This is a genomic window from Ochrobactrum sp. CGA5, from assembly GCF_006345815.1.
GTDB lineage: Bacteria > Pseudomonadota > Alphaproteobacteria > Rhizobiales > Rhizobiaceae > Brucella.
Window position 1 is genome coordinate 726,195 of the sequence record NZ_VCIG01000038.1, and the last position, 22,605, is coordinate 748,799.

A 22,605-nucleotide genomic window follows, 5' to 3' on the forward strand; every position below is an offset into this window, starting at 1 on the left:
CATCAATTCAACGGAGACTTCACATGGCCGACGAAAAGATCACGAATGATATCCAGCAGGCTCTCGAAAGGCAGATCGCCGATATGCGCAATGAACTGAAGCGCCTTTCAAGGTCACTGGCGTCGCATTCTGGCGAGCTGAGAGAACGCGCGGAGGAAGCCATGGATGATGCGTCCGGCCGTTTCCGTCATGCCGCGCAAGCCGTGCGCGAACGCGGACAGGTCGTTGCCGAGACGGTTCGCGAAAATCCGGGCACAGCTACGACACTCTTCGGGACAGCCGGAATCATCGGCATTATCATCGGCATTGCAATCGGATGCGCCATTTCCGAACGCCGTTGAACAGCAAGAACAGTTCGATGCTTAAGCCCGCGCTCAACGCGCGGGCTTTTGTTTGCGCTCTTTACGAGATTGTTGTGGTCTGCTAGCTCCCCCATCATTGGCAATTTGCCACCGGTCGCAGCCTACCCGGTTAAAACAAGGACAAGCGCAATCATGCGCGACAAGACTGCGACGTGGCTTGAAACAAAGGCACGCTAATGTCTGAAAAGACAATATACTCCGACCTCAAGCAGCTCGGTTCAAACATTTCGATACCGCAAGCTCCGGAAGATGCTGTCCTTGAACGAGTGGCAAATCCGCAAGCTGGAACGCCTTACTGCATTCGCTTCACGGCGCCTGAATTCACTTCGCTCTGCCCTATGACAGGCCAGCCTGATTTCGCCCATCTGGTGATCGACTATGTGCCCGGGCAATGGCTTGTGGAAAGCAAATCTCTGAAACTCTTCCTGTTTTCCTTTCGCAATCATGGTGCATTCCACGAAGATTGCACCGTGACTATCGGCAAGCGCCTCGTCGAACTGCTGGAGCCGGAATGGCTCAGAATTGGCGGCTACTGGTATCCCCGAGGCGGCATTCCAATTGATGTTTTTTTCCAAACCGGAGCAGCACCGCAAAATGTCTGGATACCTGAACAAGGTGTACCCAACTATCGCGGTAGAGGCTAATTGACCAGCGTCGCTGTTGCGACTGAAGATCACGATCCCTATTATAGAAGCTGACAGCATGGCCCTCAGAAAGGACCCCCATGAAAAACTTCGCCATTCTGATTTCTTTCGCCGTTCTTGCCGGATGCGGGGGAGCCGGCAAGGCCGCTATAAACACAGGCAAGAGCTTTGATCGATTCGCCTGTATGTCACGCAATTTCAAGGGCGAGCCGCCCTGCCCGCAGCCGGAAGGCACAAACCAGTCAGCTCAATAAACCAGAGGAGGCCTGCCATGGCTATCGAACCCAAGGACGTTCTCGATTTCTGGTTTTCGCCCAAGATGCAGGAAAACTGGTTCAGCAAAAGCGACGAGATCGACGCGGAAATTCGTGGGAAATTTCTGACGGCTTACGAAGATGCTCGCGCCGACAAACTGGAACACTGGAAACAGCAGCCAGAAAGCGCACTAGCGCTTACCATTCTGTTTGATCAGTTTCCTCGCAACATGTTCCGCGGCTCGCCACGTTCTTTCGAGAGCGATGGGTTGGCCCGCGATGTTGCGGCGCAGGCGCTTGATCATGATTTCGATCGGAAGCTGTCGCCTGAGCAGCGCCAGTTCTTCTATCTACCGTTCATGCATAGCGAACATCTGAGCGACCAGAAACGCTGCGTTGACCTTTATGAAAAACTTGGCGACGAGTTCTCGCTCGGCTTTGCCCGTCAGCATCACGATATCATTGAGCGCTTTGGGCGCTTTCCGCATCGCAACAAGGTTCTGGGACGTGATACGACCCAAGAAGAAGCCGAATTCCTCAAAGAGCACGCTGGATTCTGATATTCAGAGCAACCGATAAGGTAGAATCCCGCGGCGGTCGTGATCGACCGCCAGTCTACTTTTTAGCGGCGGAACGGCGCGCTGCACGCATTCGGCGCGCTCGCAAATGCGGCAAGAGACACCGATTGGATCAAAGGCGGAACGGGCAGCAATATCAAGCCCGTCCGCATAGACAAAGTCCTTTGCATAGGCCACTTCGCAACCAAGGGCGATGGCGTAACGTCGCTGCGGTGCGTTGAAGCCCCCTTCACTCTTGGTCAGTTCCGTTGCAATGCAAAGATAGCGCGCACCATCCGGGGTTTCAGCCAGTTGGCGAATGATCCGCCCCGGTGTCTCGAATGCCTGATGCACATTCCACAACGGACATGCAGCTCCATAGCGGGCAAATTGCAGCTTGGCGGCGCTGTGCCGTTTCGTAATGTTTCCGGCGCGGTCTATACGCGCAAAGAATACAGGAACACCCCGATGGCCGGAACGTTGCAAAGTGCTAAGCCGATGCGCAACCTGTTCCAGACTTGCCCCAAAACGCGATGCCAACAGTTCCAGATCATGGCGCAATTCTTTCGCTGCTGACAGAAATGTCTGATAGGGCAACATCAGCGCCCCGGCAAAATAGTTGCGCAAGCCGATCTTACAAATTTCAACAGCCTCGGCGGAGCGAAAATCCGCTCGTCTTGCAATCGTGCTTACCAGTTCTTCCATCTCCAGTTCGGCGATCTGGAATGCGATCTGAAAATTGCGAGTCGAAGTGGGGGAATAAGGATTGAGATAAAGCACCCGTGCAGCTGGGTCGAAACGGCGCAGAACCGCTTCTTCCGGACCAGCTCGCGCAATATGCACCCGGTGATGCTCCTCCATATATTGGGGCAAGGCCACACCAACGTCCCGACCTGGAATATTTAGTTCCGTCGCAAGCTTTTCTGCCGCAATATCAATCTCATGGACGTAATTGTCGATAAAATGGAAAAAGTCGCGGACTTCCTCATAAGGTGCAGGTTCGGCTGCGGATGGAGCGCGCCCCAGTTGGTTATCCAGACTTGCGAGCTGTTCGCTGTTGCGGCGATAAGCCTGATGGCAGGCAATAAGTGCATGAGCCAGCCCTGGCGCATTTTGCGTAATTAGCTTCAGTTCCTGCAAATTCGGCTTGTAGTTGTCGAAAACAGGATCGGCCAGCGCTTCAGAAACCGCCGAAAGCAATCGATCATCATCGCCCAATGAGATTGCACCTATATCGATCTGATAATTTTCAGCCAGTGCCAGCAAGACCGCAGCGGAAACAGGCCGCTGGTTATTCTCGATCTGGTTGAGATAACTCGTCGAAATACCGAGCCGGTCGGCAAAGCCCGACTGGGTTGCCTTATGTTGCTCGCGTATTCCGCGTATCTTTCTGCCAATATATAGTTTTCTCGGTGCCATATTTGCAAATTCGCATTTCACTTTTTGCAAATTTATATCTTACACAATTGTACCTTTTCAAGCTTTTCCGAAGCGCCTTCGGATTTTAAGCAAGAGTAAGAAAAAACCATCTTTTCAGCTTGATAACTGGCCTCTCAAAGAAAGGCCGCCCGAAAGTGGGGACTTTATGCAGGAACTTCTCGAACAGCTCGAAGCCCGTCGTGAGGAAGCCCGCCTTGGTGGTGGCCAGCGCCGCATCGATGCCCAGCATGCCAAGGGCAAGCTTACAGCACGCGAAAGGATCGAAGTGCTTCTCGACGAGGGCTCTTTCGAGGAGTTCGACATGTATGTCACTCATCGCTGCACAGACTTCGGCATGGAAAAGCAGAAAGTCGCCGGCGACGGCGTAGTGACAGGCTGGGGCACCATCAACGGTCGGCAGGTCTATGTGTTCAGTCAGGATTTTACCGTTTTGGGCGGTTCACTGTCTGAAACCCATGCGCAAAAAATCTGCAAGATCATGGATATGGCCATGAAGAACGGTGCTCCGGTCATCGGGCTCAACGATTCCGGTGGCGCTCGCATTCAGGAAGGCGTCGCGTCGCTCGCAGGTTATGCCGACGTGTTCAAGCGCAATGTGGACGCCTCCGGCGTGGTCCCCCAGATCTCAGTCATCATGGGCCCCTGTGCTGGTGGCGCTGTCTATTCACCTGCCATGACCGACTTTATCTTTATGGTTCGTGACAGCTCCTATATGTTTGTGACGGGTCCGGACGTGGTGAAAACCGTCACCAACGAAATTGTCACTGCTGAAGAACTGGGCGGTGCCTCGACGCACACAAGGAAGTCATCGGTTGCCGATGGCGCTTATGAGAACGATATTGAGGCGCTGGAACAGGTCCGCATTCTGTTCGACTTCCTGCCACTCAACAATCGCGAAAAGCCACCTGTACGTCCGGTATTCGACGATCCGGCAAGACTGGAAATACGGCTCGACACATTGATTCCAGATAGCGCCACCAAGCCCTACGACATGAAGGAGCTTATCCACGCGCTGGCTGACGAAAGCGACTTCTTCGAGATTCAGGAATCATTTGCCAAGAACATCATTACCGGCTTTATCCGCATGGACGGACAAACCATTGGTGTGGTTGCAAACCAGCCCATGGTACTTGCAGGCTGTCTCGATATAGATTCGTCGCGCAAGGCGGCCCGTTTCGTTCGCTTCTGCGATGCCTTCAATATCCCGATACTCACTCTCGTAGATGTCCCGGGCTTTTTGCCGGGCACGGCGCAGGAATATGGCGGTGTCATCAAGCACGGCGCAAAACTGCTCTTCGCTTACGCCCAGGCAACAGTTCCCATGGTTACGCTCATCACGCGCAAGGCCTACGGTGGTGCTTATGACGTGATGGCCTCGAAGCATATCGGTGCTGATGTTAATTATGCATGGCCGACAGCGGAAATCGCGGTCATGGGCGCCAAAGGCGCAACAGAAATTCTCTATCGCTCCGAACTGGGTGATGTCGAAAAAATCGCCGCGCGTACCAAGGAATATGAGGAGCGTTTCGCAAATCCATTCGTAGCCGCTGAACGTGGGTTCATCGACGAAGTCATCATGCCGCATTCCTCGCGCCGTCGCATTGCCCGCGCTTTTGCCAGCCTTCGCAACAAGCAGCAAGGCACGCCGTGGAAGAAGCACGACACCATTCCTCTTTAGCTTCGCATGATCCAATCCGAAAGCCGGTTCCCACTTTTCGGGATCATGCCGCGGCAATGATCCGGTTCATTTGAGTAAACGCACATGATCAAAAAAATCCTCATTGCCAATCGCGGCGAAATCGCATGCCGAGTTATCAAAACGGCGAAGAAAATGGGCATCGCAACAGTAGCGGTGTATTCCGACGCCGACCGCAACGCCCTGCATGTCAAAATGGCCGACGAAGCAATCCACATCGGACCAGCGCCATCCAACCAATCCTATATCGTCATCGACAAAATCCTCGCAGCCATCAAGGAAACCGGCGCTGATGCCGTCCATCCCGGTTATGGCTTTCTGTCAGAAAATCCACGTTTCGCCGAAGCACTGAAGGCCGCCAATGTTACCTTCATCGGTCCGCCGGTGAACGCGATTGAAGCCATGGGCGATAAGATTACCTCGAAAAAACTCGCGGCCGACGCCGGTGTTTCGACCGTACCTGGTCACATGGGCTTGATCGAGGACGCAGACGAGGCCGTCAAAATCGCTGGCAGCATCGGCTATCCTGTGATGATCAAGGCTTCTGCCGGTGGCGGCGGCAAAGGCATGCGTATCGCATGGAACGACGACGAAGCCCGCGAAGGCTTCCAGCTTTCACGCAATGAGGCGAAGTCCTCTTTCGGCGACGACCGCATCTTTATCGAAAAGTTCGTCACCCAGCCGCGCCATATCGAAATTCAGGTTCTCGGCGACCAGCACGGTAACGTCATCTATCTCGGTGAACGCGAATGCTCGATCCAGCGCCGTAACCAGAAAGTTATCGAAGAAGCACCTTCGCCATTCCTTGATGAAGCCACCCGCAAAGCCATGGGCGAACAGGCTGTGGCACTGGCCAAGGCCGTTGGCTATTACTCCGCCGGCACTGTGGAATTCATCGTCGATGGCGGCCGCAACTTCTACTTCCTTGAAATGAACACGCGTTTGCAGGTTGAGCATCCGGTGACAGAACTCATCACTGGCATCGATCTTGTGGAAGAAATGATCCGCGTTGCATCCGGTGAAAAGCTGCGTTTCGGCCAGCGCGATGTGAAGCTGAACGGCTGGGCTATGGAAAGCCGCCTCTATGCTGAAGACCCATATCGTAACTTCCTGCCCTCTATCGGTAGGTTGACCCGCTATCGTCCACCGGTCGAAGGCCGTAATTCGGATGGTACCATCGTGCGTAACGACACTGGCGTGTTCGAAGGCGGCGAAATCTCAATGTATTATGATCCGATGATTGCAAAGCTCTGCACCTGGGGGCCTAACCGCACCAGTGCCATCGACGCTATGGGAGACGCTCTGGACGCATTCGAGGTTGAAGGCATCGGTCACAATCTGCCGTTCCTGTCAGCGGTGATGGATCATTCGCGTTTCCGCGAAGGAGCGCTCACCACCGCATTCATCGCCGAGGAGTATCCGGACGGCTTTGCCGGAGTATCGGTTTCCGAAGATGATGCGCGGGTGCTTGCCGCGGTTGCAGCCCAGATCAATCTGGCGACCGAACAGCGTAACATGCAGATTACCGGACGGATTTCCAGCGAGCAACAGTCTGTGGCAACCGACTGGGTGGCGACGCTCGACGGCTTTACTTTGCCGGTACGAATTGCAGAAGGCGAAGGCGGAACAACGATCAATTTTCTTGATGGCGGCAACCTGCCGGTTGCGAGCGACTGGCATCCGGGTAGTCATCTCGGCTCGTTCACTGTGGGCGGCAAGCCCATTGCCATTAAGGTTTCTCGCTCAGGCACTGGTTGGCGTTTGCGCTGGCGTGGCATGGATGTGCTAGTCCATGTGCGCAAGCCACGTATCGCTGAACTTGCACAACTCATGCCGGTAAAGCTGCCTCCAGATACGTCGAAGATGCTTCTTTGCCCGATGCCGGGTGTCATCACTTCAATCCTTGTCAAGGACGGTGAAACGGTCGAGGCCGGTCAGCCGCTGGCGACGGTAGAAGCCATGAAGATGGAAAACGTGCTACGCGCTGAACGCCGTGCTACCGTAAAGCGTATCACAGCGGAAGCAGGCGCAAGTCTCGCGGTGGATGAACTGATTATGGAATTTGAGTGAGGTTGATATGAGCGAGCGCCCCACCACCCAAGCCGACTGGGAAACCTTGGCTGAAAAAGAACTGAAACGGCCAGCCGACACCCTCATATGGCATACGCCGGAAGGCATCGACGTCAAGCCGCTTTACACGGAAGACGACTTGCAGGGCATCGATCATCTGGGCACCCTGCCCGGCTTCGAGCCTTTCGTGCGAGGCCCTCGTGCGACCATGTATGCGGGTCGTCCATGGACGATCCGGCAATATGCAGGCTTCTCGACGGCTGAAGAATCGAATGCTTTCTACCGCAAGGCTCTAGCCGCCGGTCAACAGGGCGTTTCGGTTGCATTCGATCTTGCCACACATCGCGGCTATGATAGCGACCATCCACGTGTTGAAGGCGATGTCGGCAAGGCTGGCGTGGCGATTGACTCCGTCGAGGATATGAAGATCCTTTTCGACGGCATCCCACTCGAAAAAATTTCCGTCTCCATGACGATGAATGGCGCCGTGATCCCGATCCTTGCCAATTTCATTGTAGCCGGTGAGGAACAAGGCGTGCCCCGCGCGCAGCTTTCCGGCACGATCCAGAACGATATCCTCAAGGAGTTCATGGTCCGCAATACCTATATCTATCCGCCGGAGCCATCCATGCGGATTATTGCGGACATTATCGCCTATACGGCAACCGAAATGCCGAAATTCAACTCCATTTCTATCTCCGGCTATCACATGCAGGAGGCTGGAGCGACGCTGGTTCAGGAACTGGCGTTCACGCTTGCCGACGGGCGCGAATACGTGCGTGCCGCTCTGAACAAAGGGCTGAATGTTGATGAATTTGCGGGGCGTTTGTCTTTCTTCTTCGCCATCGGCATGAACTTCTTCATGGAGATCGCCAAGCTGCGCGCTGCGCGGTTGCTCTGGTCGCGCATCATGAAGGAGTTTGACCCGAAGAAGCCCGGCTCCCTGATGTTGCGTACGCATTGCCAGACTTCAGGCGTTTCGCTTCAAGAACAAGACCCTTATAACAATATCGTCCGCACAGCATTCGAGGCCATGTCGGCAGCCCTGGGCGGCACCCAGTCGCTACATACCAACTCCTTCGACGAAGCCATTGCTTTGCCAACGGAATTTTCTGCTCGTATTGCTCGCAATACGCAGCTTATACTCCAGAACGAAACCGGCGTAACCAAAGTGGTCGATCCGCTTGCCGGCTCCTATTACATCGAAAGCCTCACCAACGAGCTGGCCGAAAAGGCCTGGGCGTTGATCGAGGAGGTCGAGAAACTCGGCGGCATGACCAAGGCGGTCGAAAGCGGCCTTCCGAAACGTCTCATAGAAGAAGCTGCCACCAAACGACAGGCGGCGGTTGACAAGGGTGAAGAAGTCATTGTCGGGGTCAACAAGTTCCGCCTCGAACAGGAAGACGAAATCGACATTCTGGAGATCGACAACACCGCAGTTCGCCAATCCCAGATCGCACGCCTCAATCGCATCAAGGAAACACGCAACCAGGCCAAAGTCGAAGCGGCGCTGGCGGAACTGGAGAAAGTCGCCAGGACTGGTGAAGGCAATCTCCTCGCAGCCGCTGTCGATGCCTCCCGTGCCCGCGCCAGCGTCGGCGAAATTTCCGATGCCATGCGCCACGTCTTCGGTGATCACGCCGCGGTTCCGAAGGTCGTTAAAAAGGTTTACGGTGCAGCCTACAAGGACGAGCCGGAATATCAGACGCTGATTGACCGCCTCGGTGATTTCTCGAAGCACATCGGTGAAAAGCCGAAAGTGATGGTGGCGAAGCTCGGCCAGGATGGCCATGATCGCGGCGCCAAAATCATCGCTTCCGCCTTTGGCGATATTGGTTTTGAAGTGCTTGCAGGACCACTGTTCCAGACCCCGGACGAAGCTGCTGATATGGCGATAAAATCCAAGGTGCACGTTCTCGGCGTCTCTTCGCTCGCTGCCGGTCATAAGACCCTTCTGCCTCAACTTGTGGAAACACTGCGCAAAAAGGGTGCAGAGAACATCATCGTGGTCTGCGGCGGTGTTGTTCCCCGTCAGGACTATCAGTATTTGTTTGACCGTGGAGTGGCGGCCGTCTTCGGGCCGGGTTCGAATGTGCTCGACTGCGCCCGTGCCGTGCTCGACCTGATGGAAGGCAAGCGCCGCAATCTATAATATTATCAGACGGATATGTCCTTTACAGGATTCATCTTATGAACAACGTCAGAAGCGGGGTGAATAGCCCGGATTCCTGCTCGGAGCATTTCCAGCAAAAGTGCGAAGTGGTTTTGCGTTGGACAACTCGACGAAACAAATACTCGAAGCGGTCGCAGCTAGCCCCATTTTAAAGAGAACCGCCCTAGAAGCACCGTTCATTTTTTTGGCCCCGCAAAACCGGCTATCGTCGAACCTGTAACTGATACCGGATCACTGGCGGGAAACGTATCCTCCAATCCTTCATCAAGCTGGCGTTCAAGCTCTGCCCGATCACCCGCACGGCGGGCGCTTGGACGGGTAAACAGGCTTTCAGGTTCAATGCCGCATTCAATACAAGCGAGGCCTAGCGCCTCGCCGAGTTTGATCGCAGCGCGGCGTAACACTTCATCGCGCGCAAGCTCCGCTTCCGTCTCATTCTCAACCTTGACGGTGATTTTTTCCTCACCCTCGGTGATGAACTCCACCATATATATCTTGAATCCACCAACCGAACTGATGCGGGTTTCGACAATTTCCATCGTTTAACCTCCGGGTTTTCGATGCAGATCAAACGTCGACCAGCGCCTGAAAGTTCCGCATATCTATGCGAATACGGAACTCCGCCCCTCAATCGCACGTTTCTCTGCTGTCGTTTGGAGGTTGCTATGTCACAGTTTTTTACAAAGCTCAGCGAAAAGGCTGCCGAACTCGCCGGTCATTATCTGGCATTCGTGGTAGCTACCTTGTCCATAATCATATGGGGTATCACCGGACCTTTATTCAGTTTCTCAGACACGTGGCAACTGGTGGTAAATACATCAACTACGATCATTACCTTCCTTATGGTGTTTCTGATTCAGAACGCACAGAATCGCGAAGCGAGCGCTACACAGGCAAAACTCGATGAAATTCTGAGTATCGTCTCGACAACCAAGAGCGAGACGATTGGAGCGGAACATCTGCCCCTCGACAAACTGAAAGCGATCTTGAAGCATCTTGAAAAGAAAAGCGAAGCAACCTCAAAAGGTAAGACTGAATAAGAAAGCCATCTTTCCCGATTGACGTTTGGGCCTATATCTCCACGAGAAAAATCTCATCGTTAGCAGAAAGGATGTCCCATGGCCGTCACCAAGAAACAGGAAGCCCGTGCTCTCAATGCCGACGAAAGAGAGCTGGTGGAGAAATCGCACCATCCCTTTTTGCAAAACGTATCCGATGAAGAACTGACGCATCTGGCAAAACTTATCCGCGAGCGCCGCAAGAAGGCGAAAGATCAAGCAAGCCAGCGCAGGCGCGAGATGCGTGGAAAGGGAGCTGCTCGCGGCGCCTCTCCATCAAAGGCGGACGAAGGTTCTCATCTGAAAGTTTCCGTTCTGGCTATGGCGGTGCGTCGCATCAACACCGAAGTTGAACGCAGACGCCGCATGTCGGCCAGCGCCGAACTGATCGCCAATGCACAAAAAGCGCTTGCGACCAAAGAAGCCAACGAAAAGAAGGGGAAGGATTTCAACACACGTCATGCGCGGAACGGGATGCGCAACATCCCGAACGAAAACTATGACAGCCTTATTCGGCCAGCAGAGCGTGGACGGCTCAGGAAGGCCGCCAGCGTTGCTCAGGCAAAGAAGGATAGTCGTCACAAGGAAGCGGGCTAACCCAAATTGGTGCTGTCTTAGGGTGATGTGTGTGAAAATGAATGGTTATAGCATTTCCAACGCCGTCTTTCGGGACGGCGGCGCGAAAGACCGGTTCAGACGTTCCAACTGATCCTCGGAAAGCCGCAAATCTGCGGCTTTTCTATTATCACGCACATGGTGCAGATTGGAGGATTTTGGGATGGCGATGATATTGCCGCCTCGCATCGTCCAGGCAAGCGCCACCGAGGCTGGCGTTCCTCCCACCTCATCCGCAATCTGTGCCAGAATGGGGTTGTTCAGCAAGCGGCCCTGTTCAATTGGCGAATATGCCATAAGCGGAATTCTGCGCTCGTCGGACCATGGAATCAGATCGAATTCTGGGCCACGCCGCGTCAGATTATATAGTATCTGGTTCGTCGCAACAGCCTTGCCGCCCACCACGTTAACGAGTTCTTTCATGTCATCCGTGTCGAAATTGCTGACACCCCAGCAGCCAATTTTTCCAGCCTGACGCAGCTCTTCAAATGCCGCAACAGTCTCTTCAAGGGGATACCGCCCACGCCAGTGCAGCAAATAAAGATCGATGCGGTCAGTGCGAAGGCGCTCCAGACTTCTCTCGCAGGCCTCGATTGTGCCTTTCCGAGAAGCATTGAACGGCAATACCTTGCTGACAATCAACACGTCATCGCGACGGCCGACGATGGCTTCGCCGACAACATTTTCCGCCTCACCGTCAGCGTACATTTCCGCCGTATCGATCAGCGTCATTCCGAGATCTATACCGCTTCTCAATGCTTCGATTTCATAGCGGCGTTGTGCACTGTCTTCACCCATATACCAGGTGCCCTGTCCAAGCGCCGGAACCGTCAGGCTCGAAGGCAGGGCAATCTGTGGTATGGTACCGATCATTGATCTTCCCCCGTATAACGATCAAAGCCATGATCGCTAGACGCTCGGAAAATTCAAGGCCCTGAGAACTATCACTCAAGCAAAATGTAGACCGAAGCCCTGCATGAGCCTGCGGATGGCATAGTCCGGATTCTGTGATGTCACGACCGCCAGATCATTGTGATGATGTAACTCTTCATCAGCGCGGCGCGGCTTCAGCAGAGACACCGTGCGCCGGGCGATCGCTTCCGCAGGATCGAGCCAGTCAACCGGCCATGGCGCCAGACGGCGAAACACATTGGCAAGAAATGGATAATGCGTGCAGGCCAGAACAACAATATCGGTTCGGCTGCCATCCTGTTCGATGAAACACGGCGCAATCTGCTCGACCACCAGCGCCTCATCGATCTTTTCGCCACGAATATGCGCTTCTGCCACCGCTGCAAGCTGATCGGCCCCAACGAGACGAACATGGCACTGGGACGCGAAAGATTGAATAAGATCGCGTGTATAAGCACGCCTGACTGTACCGGGGGTCGCCAGCACGGAAACGAGCCTCGACGATGTTCTTTCCGCTGCGGGCTTGATCGCAGGCACCGTGCCGACAAACGGCACCGAAGGATAGGCTCGCCGCAAATCATCCATCACCAGCGTGGAAGCCGTATTGCAGGCAATGACCGCGATTTCGGGATTATGGGCCGCAATAAGCTTGCCGAACAGTTCGACAATCCGCTCCCTCAACGCATCTTCTTTCCATCCGCCATAAGGAAATCCAGCATCATCGGCAACGTAGACGAAACGGCGATCCGGCATAAGCACGCGCGCCTCGCGCAACACCGTCAGGCCCCCAATGCCGCTGTCGAAAACAAGAATGGGTCTTTCAGTATAGGCACTAGGCATGGCGGAAATGCTCACAGCGGACTCGCTCTTCATTCATCCTTGTCCTCTATTGCTGGAACCTGTTTCGCGGGCTTGCGCGCGCGCCCTTCCGGGGCACCTGAGCCACGAGGCTTCTTCGGTGTGAACACATCTAGAGACGTAATAACCCCGCGTAGAAGCTTCAGTTCTGCGGAAGCGAAACCGGCACGCGTCAGCACAGCACGCAGATTGTTGACCATGATTTCCTTGCGGGCTTCCGGGCGGAAATATCCCCGAACATCAAGAGCTTCCTCGATATGATTAAAGAGCCCTTGCAACTCCTGCTTCGGCGCCATCTCAAGCTCCGGCCCCCGAAACACCGTCTCTGTTTCCGTCTCAAGGCCCGACTTCATCCATTCATAGGACATCAGCAAAACAGCTTGGGCGATATTGAGCGATGCGAAAGCAGGGTTGACCGGAAATGTCACCAGCTCGTCAGCCAGCCCGACTTCCTCATTGCTGAGGCCGAAGCGTTCGCGTCCAAACAGGATGCCGGTCTTCTCTCCAGTTCTAAAACGGCGGCGTAGTTCGCCGCCCGCTTCGACGGCGCTGCGCACCTGCTTGAAACCATCACGTTCGCGTGCTGTCGTCGCATAAACGAAATTGAGGTCAGCTATAGCTGATGGCAGGTCGTCATAAACCACCGCATTGTCGATTACATGATCGGCTTTACTGGCCGCCGCCCTCGCCTTTTCGCTCGGGAACTCCTCGCGCGGATTGACCAGACGCAATTCAGCAAGACCGAAATTCGCCATGGCGCGCGCCACCATGCCGATATTTTCCGGCAATTGCGGCTCCACCAGCACGATTGCCGGTCCTTCCGCGATAAAGGGGCGCTGTTTGTCTGTTCCTGCCATGATCTCTTCCGCATTAGCTATCGTATCGTGGCTTTTCCCTTACATAATTGACAAAGAATCGCAAAGATTCCCCTTACGGGTTTTAGGGAAAAGCCTGTGTAGTAGCCCGATAACACCTATTTGGTGCCCATTCGTGCCAGACTGTCGCCACTGGATACTTGATCAAGGGAGGAAACAATGTCTGGTAAGAATATACTCATGCTTTGCGGCGACTTTGGTGAGGACTATGAAACCATGGTCCCGTTCCAGACGCTGTTGACCGTTGGCCATACGGTTCATGCGGTCTGCCCCGGCAAAAAGGCTGGCGATCACATTGCAACAGCCATTCACGACTTCGAAGGCCACCAGACCTATACCGAAAAGCCGGGACACAACTTCACCCTGAACGCGACCTTCGCCGATGTTAAACCTGAGAATTATGACGCTCTTGTCATTCCTGGTGGTCGGGCGCCAGAATATCTGCGTCTCGATGATAAAGTTATCGCTGTGGTGAAGCATTTCTTTGAGGCAAACAAGCCTGTCGCCGCAGTGTGCCATGGCGCGCAATTGCTGGCCGCAGCGCGCGTTCTGGAAGGTCGCACCTGTTCTGCCTATCCGGCATGCCGCCCGGAAGTCGAGCTTGCCGGTGGCACCTACGCCGACATTCCGGTCGATCAGGCCGTCACAGATGGTAATCTCGTCACGTCGCCTGCATGGCCCGCTCATCCCGCATGGCTGTCACAGTTTCTCACAGTGCTTGGCACGAGGATCACCCATAGTTGATCGCAACGCCCTGCCTGTTGCCCAACAAGGTTGCAGGTGGGGCGAAACTACGCGACAGTAGGCATAGGAGAACGACCCGGAGGGAATCATGTGCAGACTGTTCATCGGTGCCGATCCCGAACTCTGGCTGAGCGTGACGCGTTCGCTGCGTATCGACGGCGTTGTAACAAGCGTTCGGCTTGAGAATTTTTTCTGGTGGGCTCTCGAAGATATTGCGGCGCGCGACGATCTGACAGTCAGCCGCCTGATTGGCAAACTTTACGATGAATCACGGAACGAGGGGCACGATCTCGATAACTTTGCGTCGTTCCTGCGGGTCTGTTGTGGACGTTATCTTTCTCTGCAAGTGAACGGCCTTGTGCCCACCAACAAGTCAACCGCCATATCCACACTGGATGCGGACACAATTCTAGTCAGGGAACAGCAAGACTATCGCGAGCGGCAATCATCCTGGGAAAATACCCGCGAGAATGACCACGCAGCACACCGCGCCGCATAATCGTCGCCATTCAAGAACCATTTCGCGCCTTTCGCAAATCTCTCCCGAAATTTTGACCACCCAAACCGTTCTATAGGCCAAAGAATAAGCCTCTTACACTTTGCCTTATTCGTCGTGAGTGCTATACGGGCGCGACGCATTGAAAAAGAGGCTTCATCCATGGCAAAAATCAAGGTTGCGAACCCAGTCGTTGAACTCGACGGCGACGAGATGACCCGCATTATCTGGCAGTTCATCAAGGACAAGCTGATCCATCCCTATCTCGACGTCGATCTGAAATATTACGATCTGTCGGTTGAAAACCGCGATGCGACCAACGATCAGGTCACCATCGATGCAGCCAACGCCATCAAGGAGTATGGCGTCGGTGTAAAGTGCGCGACGATCACCCCGGACGAAGCGCGCGTTGAAGAGTTCAAGCTCAAGAAGATGTGGAAGTCGCCAAACGGCACCATCCGCAACATTCTCGGCGGCGTGATTTTCCGCGAGCCCATTATCTGCAAGAACGTTCCGCGCCTCGTACCAGGCTGGACCCAGCCGATAATCGTTGGCCGTCACGCTTTCGGCGACCAGTATCGCGCGACCGACTTCAAGTTCCCCGGCAAGGGAACGCTGACGATCAAGTTCGTCGGTGAAGATGGCGAAACCATTGAACATGAAGTCTATCAGGCTCCGTCGGCTGGCGTGGCTCTTGCCATGTACAATCTTGACGAATCGATCCGCGAATTCGCCCGCGCTTCCTTCAACTATGGCCTGCAGCGCGGTTACCCAGTCTATCTCTCCACCAAGAACACCATCCTCAAGGCTTATGACGGCCGCTTCAAGGACATCTTCCAGGAAGTCTTCGATGCCGAATTCGCCGACAAGTTCAAGGCTGCCAAGATCTGGTACGAACATCGCCTCATCGACGACATGGTCGCTTCGGCGCTGAAGTGGTCCGGCGGTTACGTCTGGGCTTGCAAGAACTACGACGGCGACGTTCAGTCGGATATCGTTGCTCAGGGCTTCGGCTCGCTTGGCCTGATGACCTCAGTTCTGATGACGCCGGATGGCAAGACCGTTGAGGCTGAAGCTGCACACGGCACGGTGACCCGCCACTACCGCCAGCATCAGAAGGGCGAGGAAACCTCGACCAATTCGATCGCATCAATCTTCGCATGGACCCGCGGTCTCGCTCACCGTGCCAAGCTCGACAACAATGCCGAGCTGAAGCGTTTTGCCGATACGCTGGAAAAGGTTTGCGTGGACACCGTCGAAAGCGGCTTCATGACCAAGGATCTGGCCTTGCTCATCGGCCCGGATCAGCCTTGGCTCTCGACTACCGGCTTCCTCGACAAGATCGACGAAAATCTCCAGAAGGCCATGGCTGCCTGATAAAATTTTCGACTTTGATCGTTAATATGAAAAACCCGGCAGCGGTTCTGCCGGGTTTTTTCATTTCCTTTTGAATGGAAAAAGCGCATCCTGCCACCTCTTACAGGGAGGATGAAATGGCTGAGTTGAAGCTCTATACCAACCCGATGTCGCGCGGACGTATTGCGCGCTGGATGCTGGAAGAGATCGGCAAACCTTATGATGTGGAAATTCTGGATTTTGGCCCGCCTATGAAAGGCCCCGACTACTGCACAATCAACCCGATGGGCAAAGTTCCCGCCCTACGTCACGGCGATGCGGTAGTGACGGAAGTGGCTGCAATCTGCGCCTATTTGGCAACGACATTTCCCGAAGCCGGCCTAGCGCCACATCCCAATGAACGCGCGGATTTTTTCCGCTGGCTGTTCTTTACGTCCGGTCCTGTGGAGGCAGCCCTATCCAATCATGCACTCGGATTTGAAATCCCCACAGACAAGCAGGGAATGGTCGGCTACGGCAATTACGACACGGTGGTCAACACTTTGGAGAAAGCGGTATCGCATCATCCTTATATCACCGGCGACCGGTTCACGGCGGCTGACGTTTATGTCGGCTCACACATCGGCTGGGGCCTGCGGTTTGGCACTTTACCCGCCAGAGGAGCTTTCGTCGCCTATTGGGACCGTTTGAAGGACCGCCCTGCAATGAAGCGGGCTACTGAGTTGGACGAAGCAGCCGCGGCCGCCATACAGCACTAGCCAACGACCGCTGGCTGTTCAGGTGACGAAGTCTGACCAGCCAGCTCAAATGTGCGCGAGAATGCCTGCACACCTTTCGGTGAGAAGGCGATGACGCGCCCCGCTTCGCGGCGTGCCCAGCCTTGTGCAATGAAATGTTTCAAGAGCGCCGCCCCGAGAGCGCCGCCCAGATGGTTTCGTCGCTCGCTCCAGTCGAGGCAGTGACGGCAGACTTGACGCTTGCCCCGCTCCAGAGTGGTCACATCGACGCCGAGGCAACTGAAAAACGACTTGCCTTTTTCCGTCAGCACCGGCTCGCTATCATCGACAATCAATCCAAGCCGATGCGAAGCATCGAGCATTTCCACACCACGCTCACCAGCCAAGTGGTCATAACAGATGCGCGCCTTGCGCAATGCCTGATCTTTCGGACCAGTCCGCACCCTTACGGCGCCGGTACGTTGGGCAAGGCCCATAAGGCTTTCAAGGACCTGTGCCACATCCGGCCCTGAAAGCCGAAAATAGCGGTGCCTGCCCTGCTTTTCAGCGACCAGAAGATTGGCCGCATCAAGCTTTGCAAGATGTCCACTGGCGGTTTGCAGTGTGACACCTGCGGCCGAGGCAAGTTCACTAACCGTTAGCGCGCGGCCATCCATCAGCGCGGTGAGCATGTTTGCACGTGCCGGGTCGCCAAGAAGTGCTGCAACGGAAGCTATGATCGGTCCATCTTTCATACTTCGATGCTAACCGAACTATGGAGGTAGTTCAATTGCTACATTGTCACCATCGAAGACAAGCATTTGAAGGAGACACACATGATTACCTGTTTCATCCGCTATCAGATCGACCCATTCAAAGCGGATGCCTTTGCAGAATATGCGCGTAACTGGGGACAGGCTATACCACGCTGTGGTGCTAATCTCATTGGCTATTTCGGGCCCCATGAAGGTTCGTCGACCACAGCGTACGGCATCTATTCAATCGAGAACCTTGCCGCATACGAAGCGTACCGGGCTCGGCTTGCAGCCGATCCGCTGGGGCGCGAGAATTATGAATTTGCGCGCAGAGAACAATTCATCCGATCCGAGGATCGCATTTTCCTTAGGCTTCAATCTGCACCACATGGGGAGTTCATCAAGCCATGATTGCCGTCATATTCGAAGTCTGGCCTGCCGATGACAGCAGGCGCGAGCAGTATCTCGATATTGCTGCAAGCTTGCGCGAAGATCTTTCCAGAATTGACGGTTTTCTCTCGATCGAGCGCTTTCAAAGTCTGGCCGATCCCGACAAATTGCTGTCACTCTCGTTCTGGCGCGACGAAGACGCTGTGCGCGAATGGCGCAATCTACCATCTCATCGGGTAGCACAAGGACAGGGCCGCAATGGTGTTTTTGAGAACTACCGCTTGCGCGTTGCCAACGTCATGCGTGACTATGGTCTGGACGAGCGAAGCGAGGCGCCTGACGATAGCCGCATAATTCATGCGGCCTGATTCCTGTAACAGAAAAGGCCGGGTTGTCCCGGCCTTTTCAAATTACGTTAGACGATCAGGGCCTTGACTGCTGCAATCGCAGCATCAGCCTTGTCGCCATCCGGCCCACCAGCCTGTGCCATATCCGGGCGACCGCCGCCGCCTGCACCGCCAAGGGCAGCAGAAGCAGCACGAACCATATCGACCGCGCTGAAGCGCCCAACCAGATCTTCCGTCACCGCAGCAACCGCGCTGGCCTTGCCATCTTCCCCCACGCCGATAAACAGTACGACGCCGGAAACGACTTGCTTCTTGCCTTCGTCGGCAAGCGGCTTGAGATCACGCGGGGAAACACCAGTTACGACTTTGCCGAGGAAATTGACGCCATTGATGGCTTCAACGGCGCTGCCGCCATCTGCCGTACCGCCGCCAAGCGCAAGCTTCTTGCGAGCATCGGCAAGCTCACGCTCCAGCTTCTTGCGTTCATCAAGCAGGGCATTGACACGTTCCAGCGCCTCAGACGGTGTCGTCTTCAGCGCACCGGCGATGGCCTTTACGCGCTCATCCTGCTCTTCGAGGTAAAGACGTGCCGCCTCACCCGTCAGCGCTTCCATACGCCGTACGCCAGCGGCAACCGCGCCTTCCGACACGATGCGGACAAGGCCGATGTCGCCGGTCTGGCGCACATGCGTGCCGCCGCAAAGCTCGACCGAATATGCCTTGCCTTCTTTCGAACCATGCTTGGCCGTGCCCATGGACACGACGCGCACTTCATCACCGTATTTTTCTCCGAATAGCGCCATTGCACCTTCGGCGATGGCATCATCGACGGCCATCAGACGGGTGCTGACAGGAGCATTCTGCAGAATGATTTCGTTCGCGAGATTTTCCACCTGCGTCAGCTCTTCAGCCGAAATCGGCTTTGGATGCGAAAAATCGAAACGCAGACGATCCGGCGCAACAAGCGAGCCCTTCTGTGCGACATGGCTACCAAGCGTTTCCCGCAGCGCCTCATGCAGAAGATGCGTTGCCGAGTGATTGGAGCGGATGCGCGTACGGCGCACCGAATCCACTTTCAGCTCAACGGCATCACCAGTCTTCGCAGTCCCCTTGGTGACTTTGCCCATATGGACAAAGACGCCCTCGCCCTTCTTCTGCGTGTCCTTGACCGTGATAACGAAACCTTCACCGGAGATCGTGCCCGTGTCGCCCTGCTGGCCACCAGATTCACCATAGAATGGCGTCTGGTTGACCACCACCGATATGGTCTCGCCTTCCGAAGCCGACTGCACTTCCGCGCCGTCGCGGACAAGCGCAGTAACTACGCCCTCGGCAACTTCGGTCTCATATCCGAGGAATTCAGTCGCACCGACTTTGTCCTTGATACCAAACCAGATCGTTTCAGTTGCAGCTTCGCCGGAACCAGCCCAATTGGCACGGGCCTCGGCCTTCTGGCGTTCCATGGCGGCACTGAAGCCATCAGTATCGACGGTAATGCCGCGCTGACGAAGAGCATCCTGCGTCAGATCGAGCGGGAAGCCATAGGTATCGTAAAGCTTGAAAGCGGTTTCACCGTCGAGGCGATCACCTTCAACAAGGCTTTCCGTCGCATCCGACAGAAGGCCAAGACCGCGATCCAGCGTCTTGCGGAACCGGGTTTCTTCAAGCTTGAGCGTTTCGGAAATCAGTGCATCCGCGCGGATGAGTTCAGGATAGGCCTGCCCCATCTCGCGGATCAGGGTAGGCAGGAGACGCCACATTAGCGGCTCTTTCGCACCTAAAAGCTGAGCGTGACGCATTGCGCGGCGCATAATGCGACGCAGCACATAGCCGCGGCCTTCGTTGGACGGCAGAACACCGTCGGCAATCAGGAAGCTAGAAGCGCGCAGATGATCGGCGATCACGCGGTGGCTGGCACGAAATTCGCCTTCGGCCTTCACACCAGTCGCTTCTTCCGAAGCGCGTATCAATGCCTTGAAGAGATCGATATCGTAATTGTCATGCACGCCCTGTAGAACCGCAGCAACGCGTTCCAGCCCCATGCCGGTATCGATGGACGGACGCGGCAGGTCGATGCGCTGTTCGGGCGTGAGCTGCTCGAACTGCATGAAAACAAGGTTCCAGATTTCGATGAAACGGTCCCCGTCTTCATCAGGCGAACCGGGAGGTCCACCCCAGATATGATCGCCGTGGTCAAAGAATATCTCAGAGCAAGGACCGCAAGGACCCGTGTCGCCCATGGCCCAGAAATTATCGCTGGTGGCAATGCGGATAATGCGGTCATCGGAAAGACCGGCGATCTTCTTCCAATAATTCGCCGCATCGTCGTCCGTATGATAAACGGTGACGAGCAGCTTGTCTTTCGGAAGGCAAAATTCCTTCGTGATCAGGTTCCAGGCGAAGCTGATGGCATCTTCCTTGAAATAGTCGCCAAACGAGAAGTTGCCGAGCATTTCAAAAAAAGTGTGGTGACGGGCCGTATAACCGACATTGTCCAGATCGTTGTGTTTGCCGCCAGCGCGAACGCATTTCTGGGAGGTGGTCGCACGATTGTAGGAACGATGCTCAAGGCCCGTAAAAACATTCTTGAACTGCACCATGCCCGCATTGGTGAACATGAGCGTCGGGTCGTTGCGCGGAACGAGCGGACTTGATGGAACGACCTCGTGTCCGTTCTTGCGGAAATAGTCGAGGAATGTGGACCTAATCTCGTTGACGCCAGCCATAAGTCACCCTTGGGCTTTTTTGCCCTGCATGGATACAGCTTGCGGAAAAGCTGCATCAATTATCCTGTTCAAACTCCCACAGCCGCCAACCATCATTGAAGGTCCGAGGCTCTCCCGCACAGCCAGGATGTGGAGTGGAGTTTTCGGTTGACCGCTTTTAACGAGGCCTTGCTTTTCTGTCCAGATAAGTACGCTGCGCCATAAAAGCAATTTCTGTCGAACGATCGAGAAATCAGCTTGGTGCGCCCCACAGAGGCATCTCATGGTAAAACAAAAGCCCCATGCTATTGCACGGGGCTTCAATAATTCGTTCGATGCTGGCGATCTTACATTTCGGCAGCGTCACCTGCATCGTCTTCCGGTCCGCCATCTTCGAGAAACTGTTCAGCAATCAGACCAGCATTCTGACGAAGCGTGGTTTCGATCTCGCGGGCCACTTCCGGATTATCCTTCAGATATTGCTTGGCGTTTTCACGGCCCTGTCCCAGTCGCTGTGAATTATACGAGAACCACGCACCTGACTTCTCGACAACACCCGCTTTTACACCAAGATCAACCAGCTCGCCCGTCTTGGAAACGCCAGCGCCGTACATGATGTCAAATTCGACCTGCTTGAAAGGAGGTGCAAGCTTGTTCTTGACGACCTTCACGCGGGTCTGGTTGCCAACAACTTCGTCGCGTTCCTTGATCGAACCGATACGGCGAATATCAAGACGAACCGAAGCATAGAATTTAAGCGCGTTACCGCCGGTCGTTGTTTCCGGTGAACCAAACATCACGCCGATCTTCATACGAATCTGGTTGATGAAAATCACCATGCAATTCGAACGTGAAATCGACGCGGTAAGCTTGCGGAGCGCCTGGCTCATGAGACGCGCCTGAAGGCCCGGCAAAGAGTCGCCCATTTCACCTTCGATTTCCGCACGCGGTGTCAAAGCGGCGACGGAGTCAACGACGAGAACGTCGATAGCGCCGGAACGCACAAGCGTGTCAGTGATTTCAAGTGCCTGTTCGCCCGTATCCGGCTGCGAAATCAGCAGGTTCTCCAGATCGACACCCAGCTTGCGCGCATAGACCGGATCAAGCGCATGTTCCGCGTCAACGAACGCACAGATGCCGCCTCGCTTCTGTGCTTCCGCGATCGTGTGCAATGCAAGTGTCGTCTTACCAGAGCTTTCCGGCCCGTAAATCTCGACAATACGTCCTTTAGGCAAGCCACCAACGCCGAGCGCAATGTCCAGCGAGAGCGATCCGGTCGATACGGTTTCGATCTCGACCACCTGATCGTTCTGGCCAAGGCGCATGATCGAGCCTTTACCGAACGCCCTTTCGATCTGCGACAACGCCGCATCGAGAGCCTTAGTCTTATCCACTGAATTTTCCTCAACAAGTCGCAATGAATTCTGAGACATCTTACACCATCCTCTTGTCTCGCTAGAAGCCCAGCAGGCTCGTTGCCACGATCTATTTGTATCTGTTTTGTTCTCATTTGGCAATGGTGCTAACTTATTGAATATAAACAATTACATATTTTTGTTCTATAATCGTTCTTTAACATCAG

22 protein-coding genes are annotated in these 22,605 nt (G+C 54.8%); 14 read left to right on the top strand and 8 right to left on the bottom strand.

Annotated elements, in window-relative coordinates; translation table 11 throughout:
- The first annotated feature begins 23 nt into the window (after positions 1–23).
- The 3 genes from FJQ48_RS16580 to FJQ48_RS16590 all read left to right on the top strand — a co-directional run bounded on the left by FJQ48_RS16580 (position 24) and on the right by FJQ48_RS16590 (position 1,820).
- Positions 24–341 carry a hypothetical protein gene (locus tag FJQ48_RS16580; RefSeq protein ID WP_139976047.1) on the top strand — a complete coding sequence of 106 codons (318 nt, stop codon included), beginning with the start codon at positions 24–26 and terminating at the stop codon, positions 339–341.
- A 197-nt stretch (positions 342–538) separates the two neighbouring features.
- Entirely contained in the window at positions 539–1,006 is a 468-nt protein-coding gene (gene queF / locus FJQ48_RS16585) for a preQ(1) synthase (RefSeq protein ID WP_139976048.1), read from the top strand.
- 271 nt (positions 1,007–1,277) lie between these two features.
- Positions 1,278–1,820: a DUF924 family protein gene (locus FJQ48_RS16590; protein WP_139976049.1), complete on the top strand. Its 543-nt coding sequence runs from the start codon at positions 1,278–1,280 to the stop codon at positions 1,818–1,820.
- A gap of 3 nt (positions 1,821–1,823) precedes the next feature.
- Here the strand turns inward: FJQ48_RS16590 and FJQ48_RS16595 are convergent, their stop codons facing one another.
- Entirely contained in the window at positions 1,824–3,236 is a 1,413-nt protein-coding gene (locus FJQ48_RS16595; protein ID WP_139976050.1) for an XRE family transcriptional regulator, read from the bottom strand.
- Positions 3,237–3,402: 166 nt separating this feature from the next.
- Between FJQ48_RS16595 and FJQ48_RS16600 the strand changes: the two genes are divergently transcribed.
- The 3 genes from FJQ48_RS16600 (at position 3,403) to scpA (ending at position 9,175) form a co-directional block, all read left to right on the top strand.
- Positions 3,403–4,935 carry an acyl-CoA carboxylase subunit beta gene (locus FJQ48_RS16600; protein ID WP_139976051.1) on the top strand — a complete coding sequence of 511 codons (1,533 nt, stop codon included), beginning with the start codon at positions 3,403–3,405 and terminating at the stop codon, positions 4,933–4,935.
- Between the two features lie 84 nt (positions 4,936–5,019).
- The gene (locus FJQ48_RS16605) at positions 5,020–7,023 is read left to right on the top strand and encodes an acetyl/propionyl/methylcrotonyl-CoA carboxylase subunit alpha (RefSeq protein WP_139976052.1); all 2,004 of its coding nucleotides are present in this window, start codon (positions 5,020–5,022) and stop codon (positions 7,021–7,023) included.
- A gap of 7 nt (positions 7,024–7,030) precedes the next feature.
- Positions 7,031–9,175, top strand: coding sequence for a methylmalonyl-CoA mutase (scpA, locus tag FJQ48_RS16610; protein ID WP_139976053.1), 2,145 nt, complete (start codon positions 7,031–7,033; stop codon positions 9,173–9,175).
- 197 nt (positions 9,176–9,372) lie between these two features.
- On the opposite strand, the gene FJQ48_RS16615 is transcribed toward scpA, so the two are convergent.
- Positions 9,373–9,735 carry a hypothetical protein gene (locus tag FJQ48_RS16615; protein ID WP_139976054.1) on the bottom strand — a complete coding sequence of 121 codons (363 nt, stop codon included), beginning with the start codon at positions 9,733–9,735 and terminating at the stop codon, positions 9,373–9,375.
- A 126-nt stretch (positions 9,736–9,861) separates the two neighbouring features.
- Here FJQ48_RS16615 and FJQ48_RS16620 point away from each other — a divergent pair, with 126 nt between their 5' ends.
- Together FJQ48_RS16620 and FJQ48_RS16625 are read left to right on the top strand one after the other, a co-directional pair.
- Positions 9,862–10,236, top strand: coding sequence for a low affinity iron permease family protein (locus FJQ48_RS16620; RefSeq protein ID WP_139976055.1), 375 nt, complete (start codon positions 9,862–9,864; stop codon positions 10,234–10,236).
- A gap of 78 nt (positions 10,237–10,314) precedes the next feature.
- Positions 10,315–10,851 (top strand): hypothetical protein, encoded by a 537-nt coding sequence (locus FJQ48_RS16625; protein ID WP_139976056.1) that lies wholly within the window; start codon positions 10,315–10,317, stop codon positions 10,849–10,851.
- A gap of 45 nt (positions 10,852–10,896) precedes the next feature.
- Here the strand turns inward: FJQ48_RS16625 and FJQ48_RS16630 are convergent, their stop codons facing one another.
- The 3 genes from FJQ48_RS16630 to FJQ48_RS16640 all read right to left on the bottom strand — a co-directional run bounded on the left by FJQ48_RS16630 (position 10,897) and on the right by FJQ48_RS16640 (position 13,496).
- Positions 10,897–11,742 (bottom strand): aldo/keto reductase, encoded by an 846-nt coding sequence (locus FJQ48_RS16630; RefSeq protein WP_139976057.1) that lies wholly within the window; start codon positions 11,740–11,742, stop codon positions 10,897–10,899.
- Between the two features lie 75 nt (positions 11,743–11,817).
- Positions 11,818–12,654 carry a glutamate racemase gene (gene murI / locus FJQ48_RS16635; RefSeq protein ID WP_139976058.1) on the bottom strand — a complete coding sequence of 279 codons (837 nt, stop codon included), beginning with the start codon at positions 12,652–12,654 and terminating at the stop codon, positions 11,818–11,820.
- Complete coding sequence (locus tag FJQ48_RS16640; RefSeq protein WP_139976059.1) at positions 12,651–13,496, bottom strand: RNA methyltransferase; 846 nt, start codon at positions 13,494–13,496, stop codon at positions 12,651–12,653. Before FJQ48_RS16640 ends, murI begins: the two co-directional genes overlap by 4 nt.
- A gap of 177 nt (positions 13,497–13,673) precedes the next feature.
- Between FJQ48_RS16640 and FJQ48_RS16645 the strand changes: the two genes are divergently transcribed.
- From FJQ48_RS16645 to FJQ48_RS16660, 4 genes are all read left to right on the top strand, one after another.
- Positions 13,674–14,258 carry a DJ-1/PfpI family protein gene (locus tag FJQ48_RS16645; RefSeq protein WP_139976060.1) on the top strand — a complete coding sequence of 195 codons (585 nt, stop codon included), beginning with the start codon at positions 13,674–13,676 and terminating at the stop codon, positions 14,256–14,258.
- An 88-nt stretch (positions 14,259–14,346) separates the two neighbouring features.
- Positions 14,347–14,757, top strand: a complete 411-nt coding sequence (locus FJQ48_RS16650) for a ribbon-helix-helix domain-containing protein (protein ID WP_139976061.1) — start codon at positions 14,347–14,349, stop codon at positions 14,755–14,757.
- Positions 14,758–14,916: 159 nt separating this feature from the next.
- The gene (locus FJQ48_RS16655; protein ID WP_139976062.1) at positions 14,917–16,131 is read left to right on the top strand and encodes an NADP-dependent isocitrate dehydrogenase; all 1,215 of its coding nucleotides are present in this window, start codon (positions 14,917–14,919) and stop codon (positions 16,129–16,131) included.
- A gap of 116 nt (positions 16,132–16,247) precedes the next feature.
- Entirely contained in the window at positions 16,248–16,868 is a 621-nt protein-coding gene (locus tag FJQ48_RS16660; RefSeq protein WP_139976063.1) for a glutathione S-transferase family protein, read from the top strand.
- Here FJQ48_RS16660 and FJQ48_RS16665 read toward each other — a convergent pair.
- The gene (locus FJQ48_RS16665; RefSeq protein WP_139976064.1) at positions 16,865–17,581 is read right to left on the bottom strand and encodes a winged helix-turn-helix domain-containing protein; all 717 of its coding nucleotides are present in this window, start codon (positions 17,579–17,581) and stop codon (positions 16,865–16,867) included. The genes FJQ48_RS16660 and FJQ48_RS16665 overlap by 4 nt on opposite strands.
- Positions 17,582–17,662: 81 nt before the next feature.
- Here FJQ48_RS16665 and FJQ48_RS16670 point away from each other — a divergent pair, with 81 nt between their 5' ends.
- Positions 17,663–17,992 carry an NIPSNAP family protein gene (locus FJQ48_RS16670; protein ID WP_139976065.1) on the top strand — a complete coding sequence of 110 codons (330 nt, stop codon included), beginning with the start codon at positions 17,663–17,665 and terminating at the stop codon, positions 17,990–17,992.
- Complete coding sequence (locus tag FJQ48_RS16675; RefSeq protein ID WP_139976066.1) at positions 17,989–18,339, top strand: antibiotic biosynthesis monooxygenase; 351 nt, start codon at positions 17,989–17,991, stop codon at positions 18,337–18,339. The genes FJQ48_RS16670 and FJQ48_RS16675 overlap by 4 nt, the downstream gene beginning before the upstream one ends.
- A gap of 47 nt (positions 18,340–18,386) precedes the next feature.
- Here FJQ48_RS16675 and alaS read toward each other — a convergent pair whose 3' ends face one another.
- Positions 18,387–21,044 (bottom strand): alanine--tRNA ligase, encoded by a 2,658-nt coding sequence (gene alaS / locus FJQ48_RS16680; RefSeq protein ID WP_139976067.1) that lies wholly within the window; start codon positions 21,042–21,044, stop codon positions 18,387–18,389.
- A 326-nt stretch (positions 21,045–21,370) separates the two neighbouring features.
- Positions 21,371–22,456: a recombinase RecA gene (gene recA, locus FJQ48_RS16685; RefSeq protein ID WP_139976068.1), complete on the bottom strand. Its 1,086-nt coding sequence runs from the start codon at positions 22,454–22,456 to the stop codon at positions 21,371–21,373.
- Between the last annotated feature and the right edge of the window lie 149 nt (positions 22,457–22,605).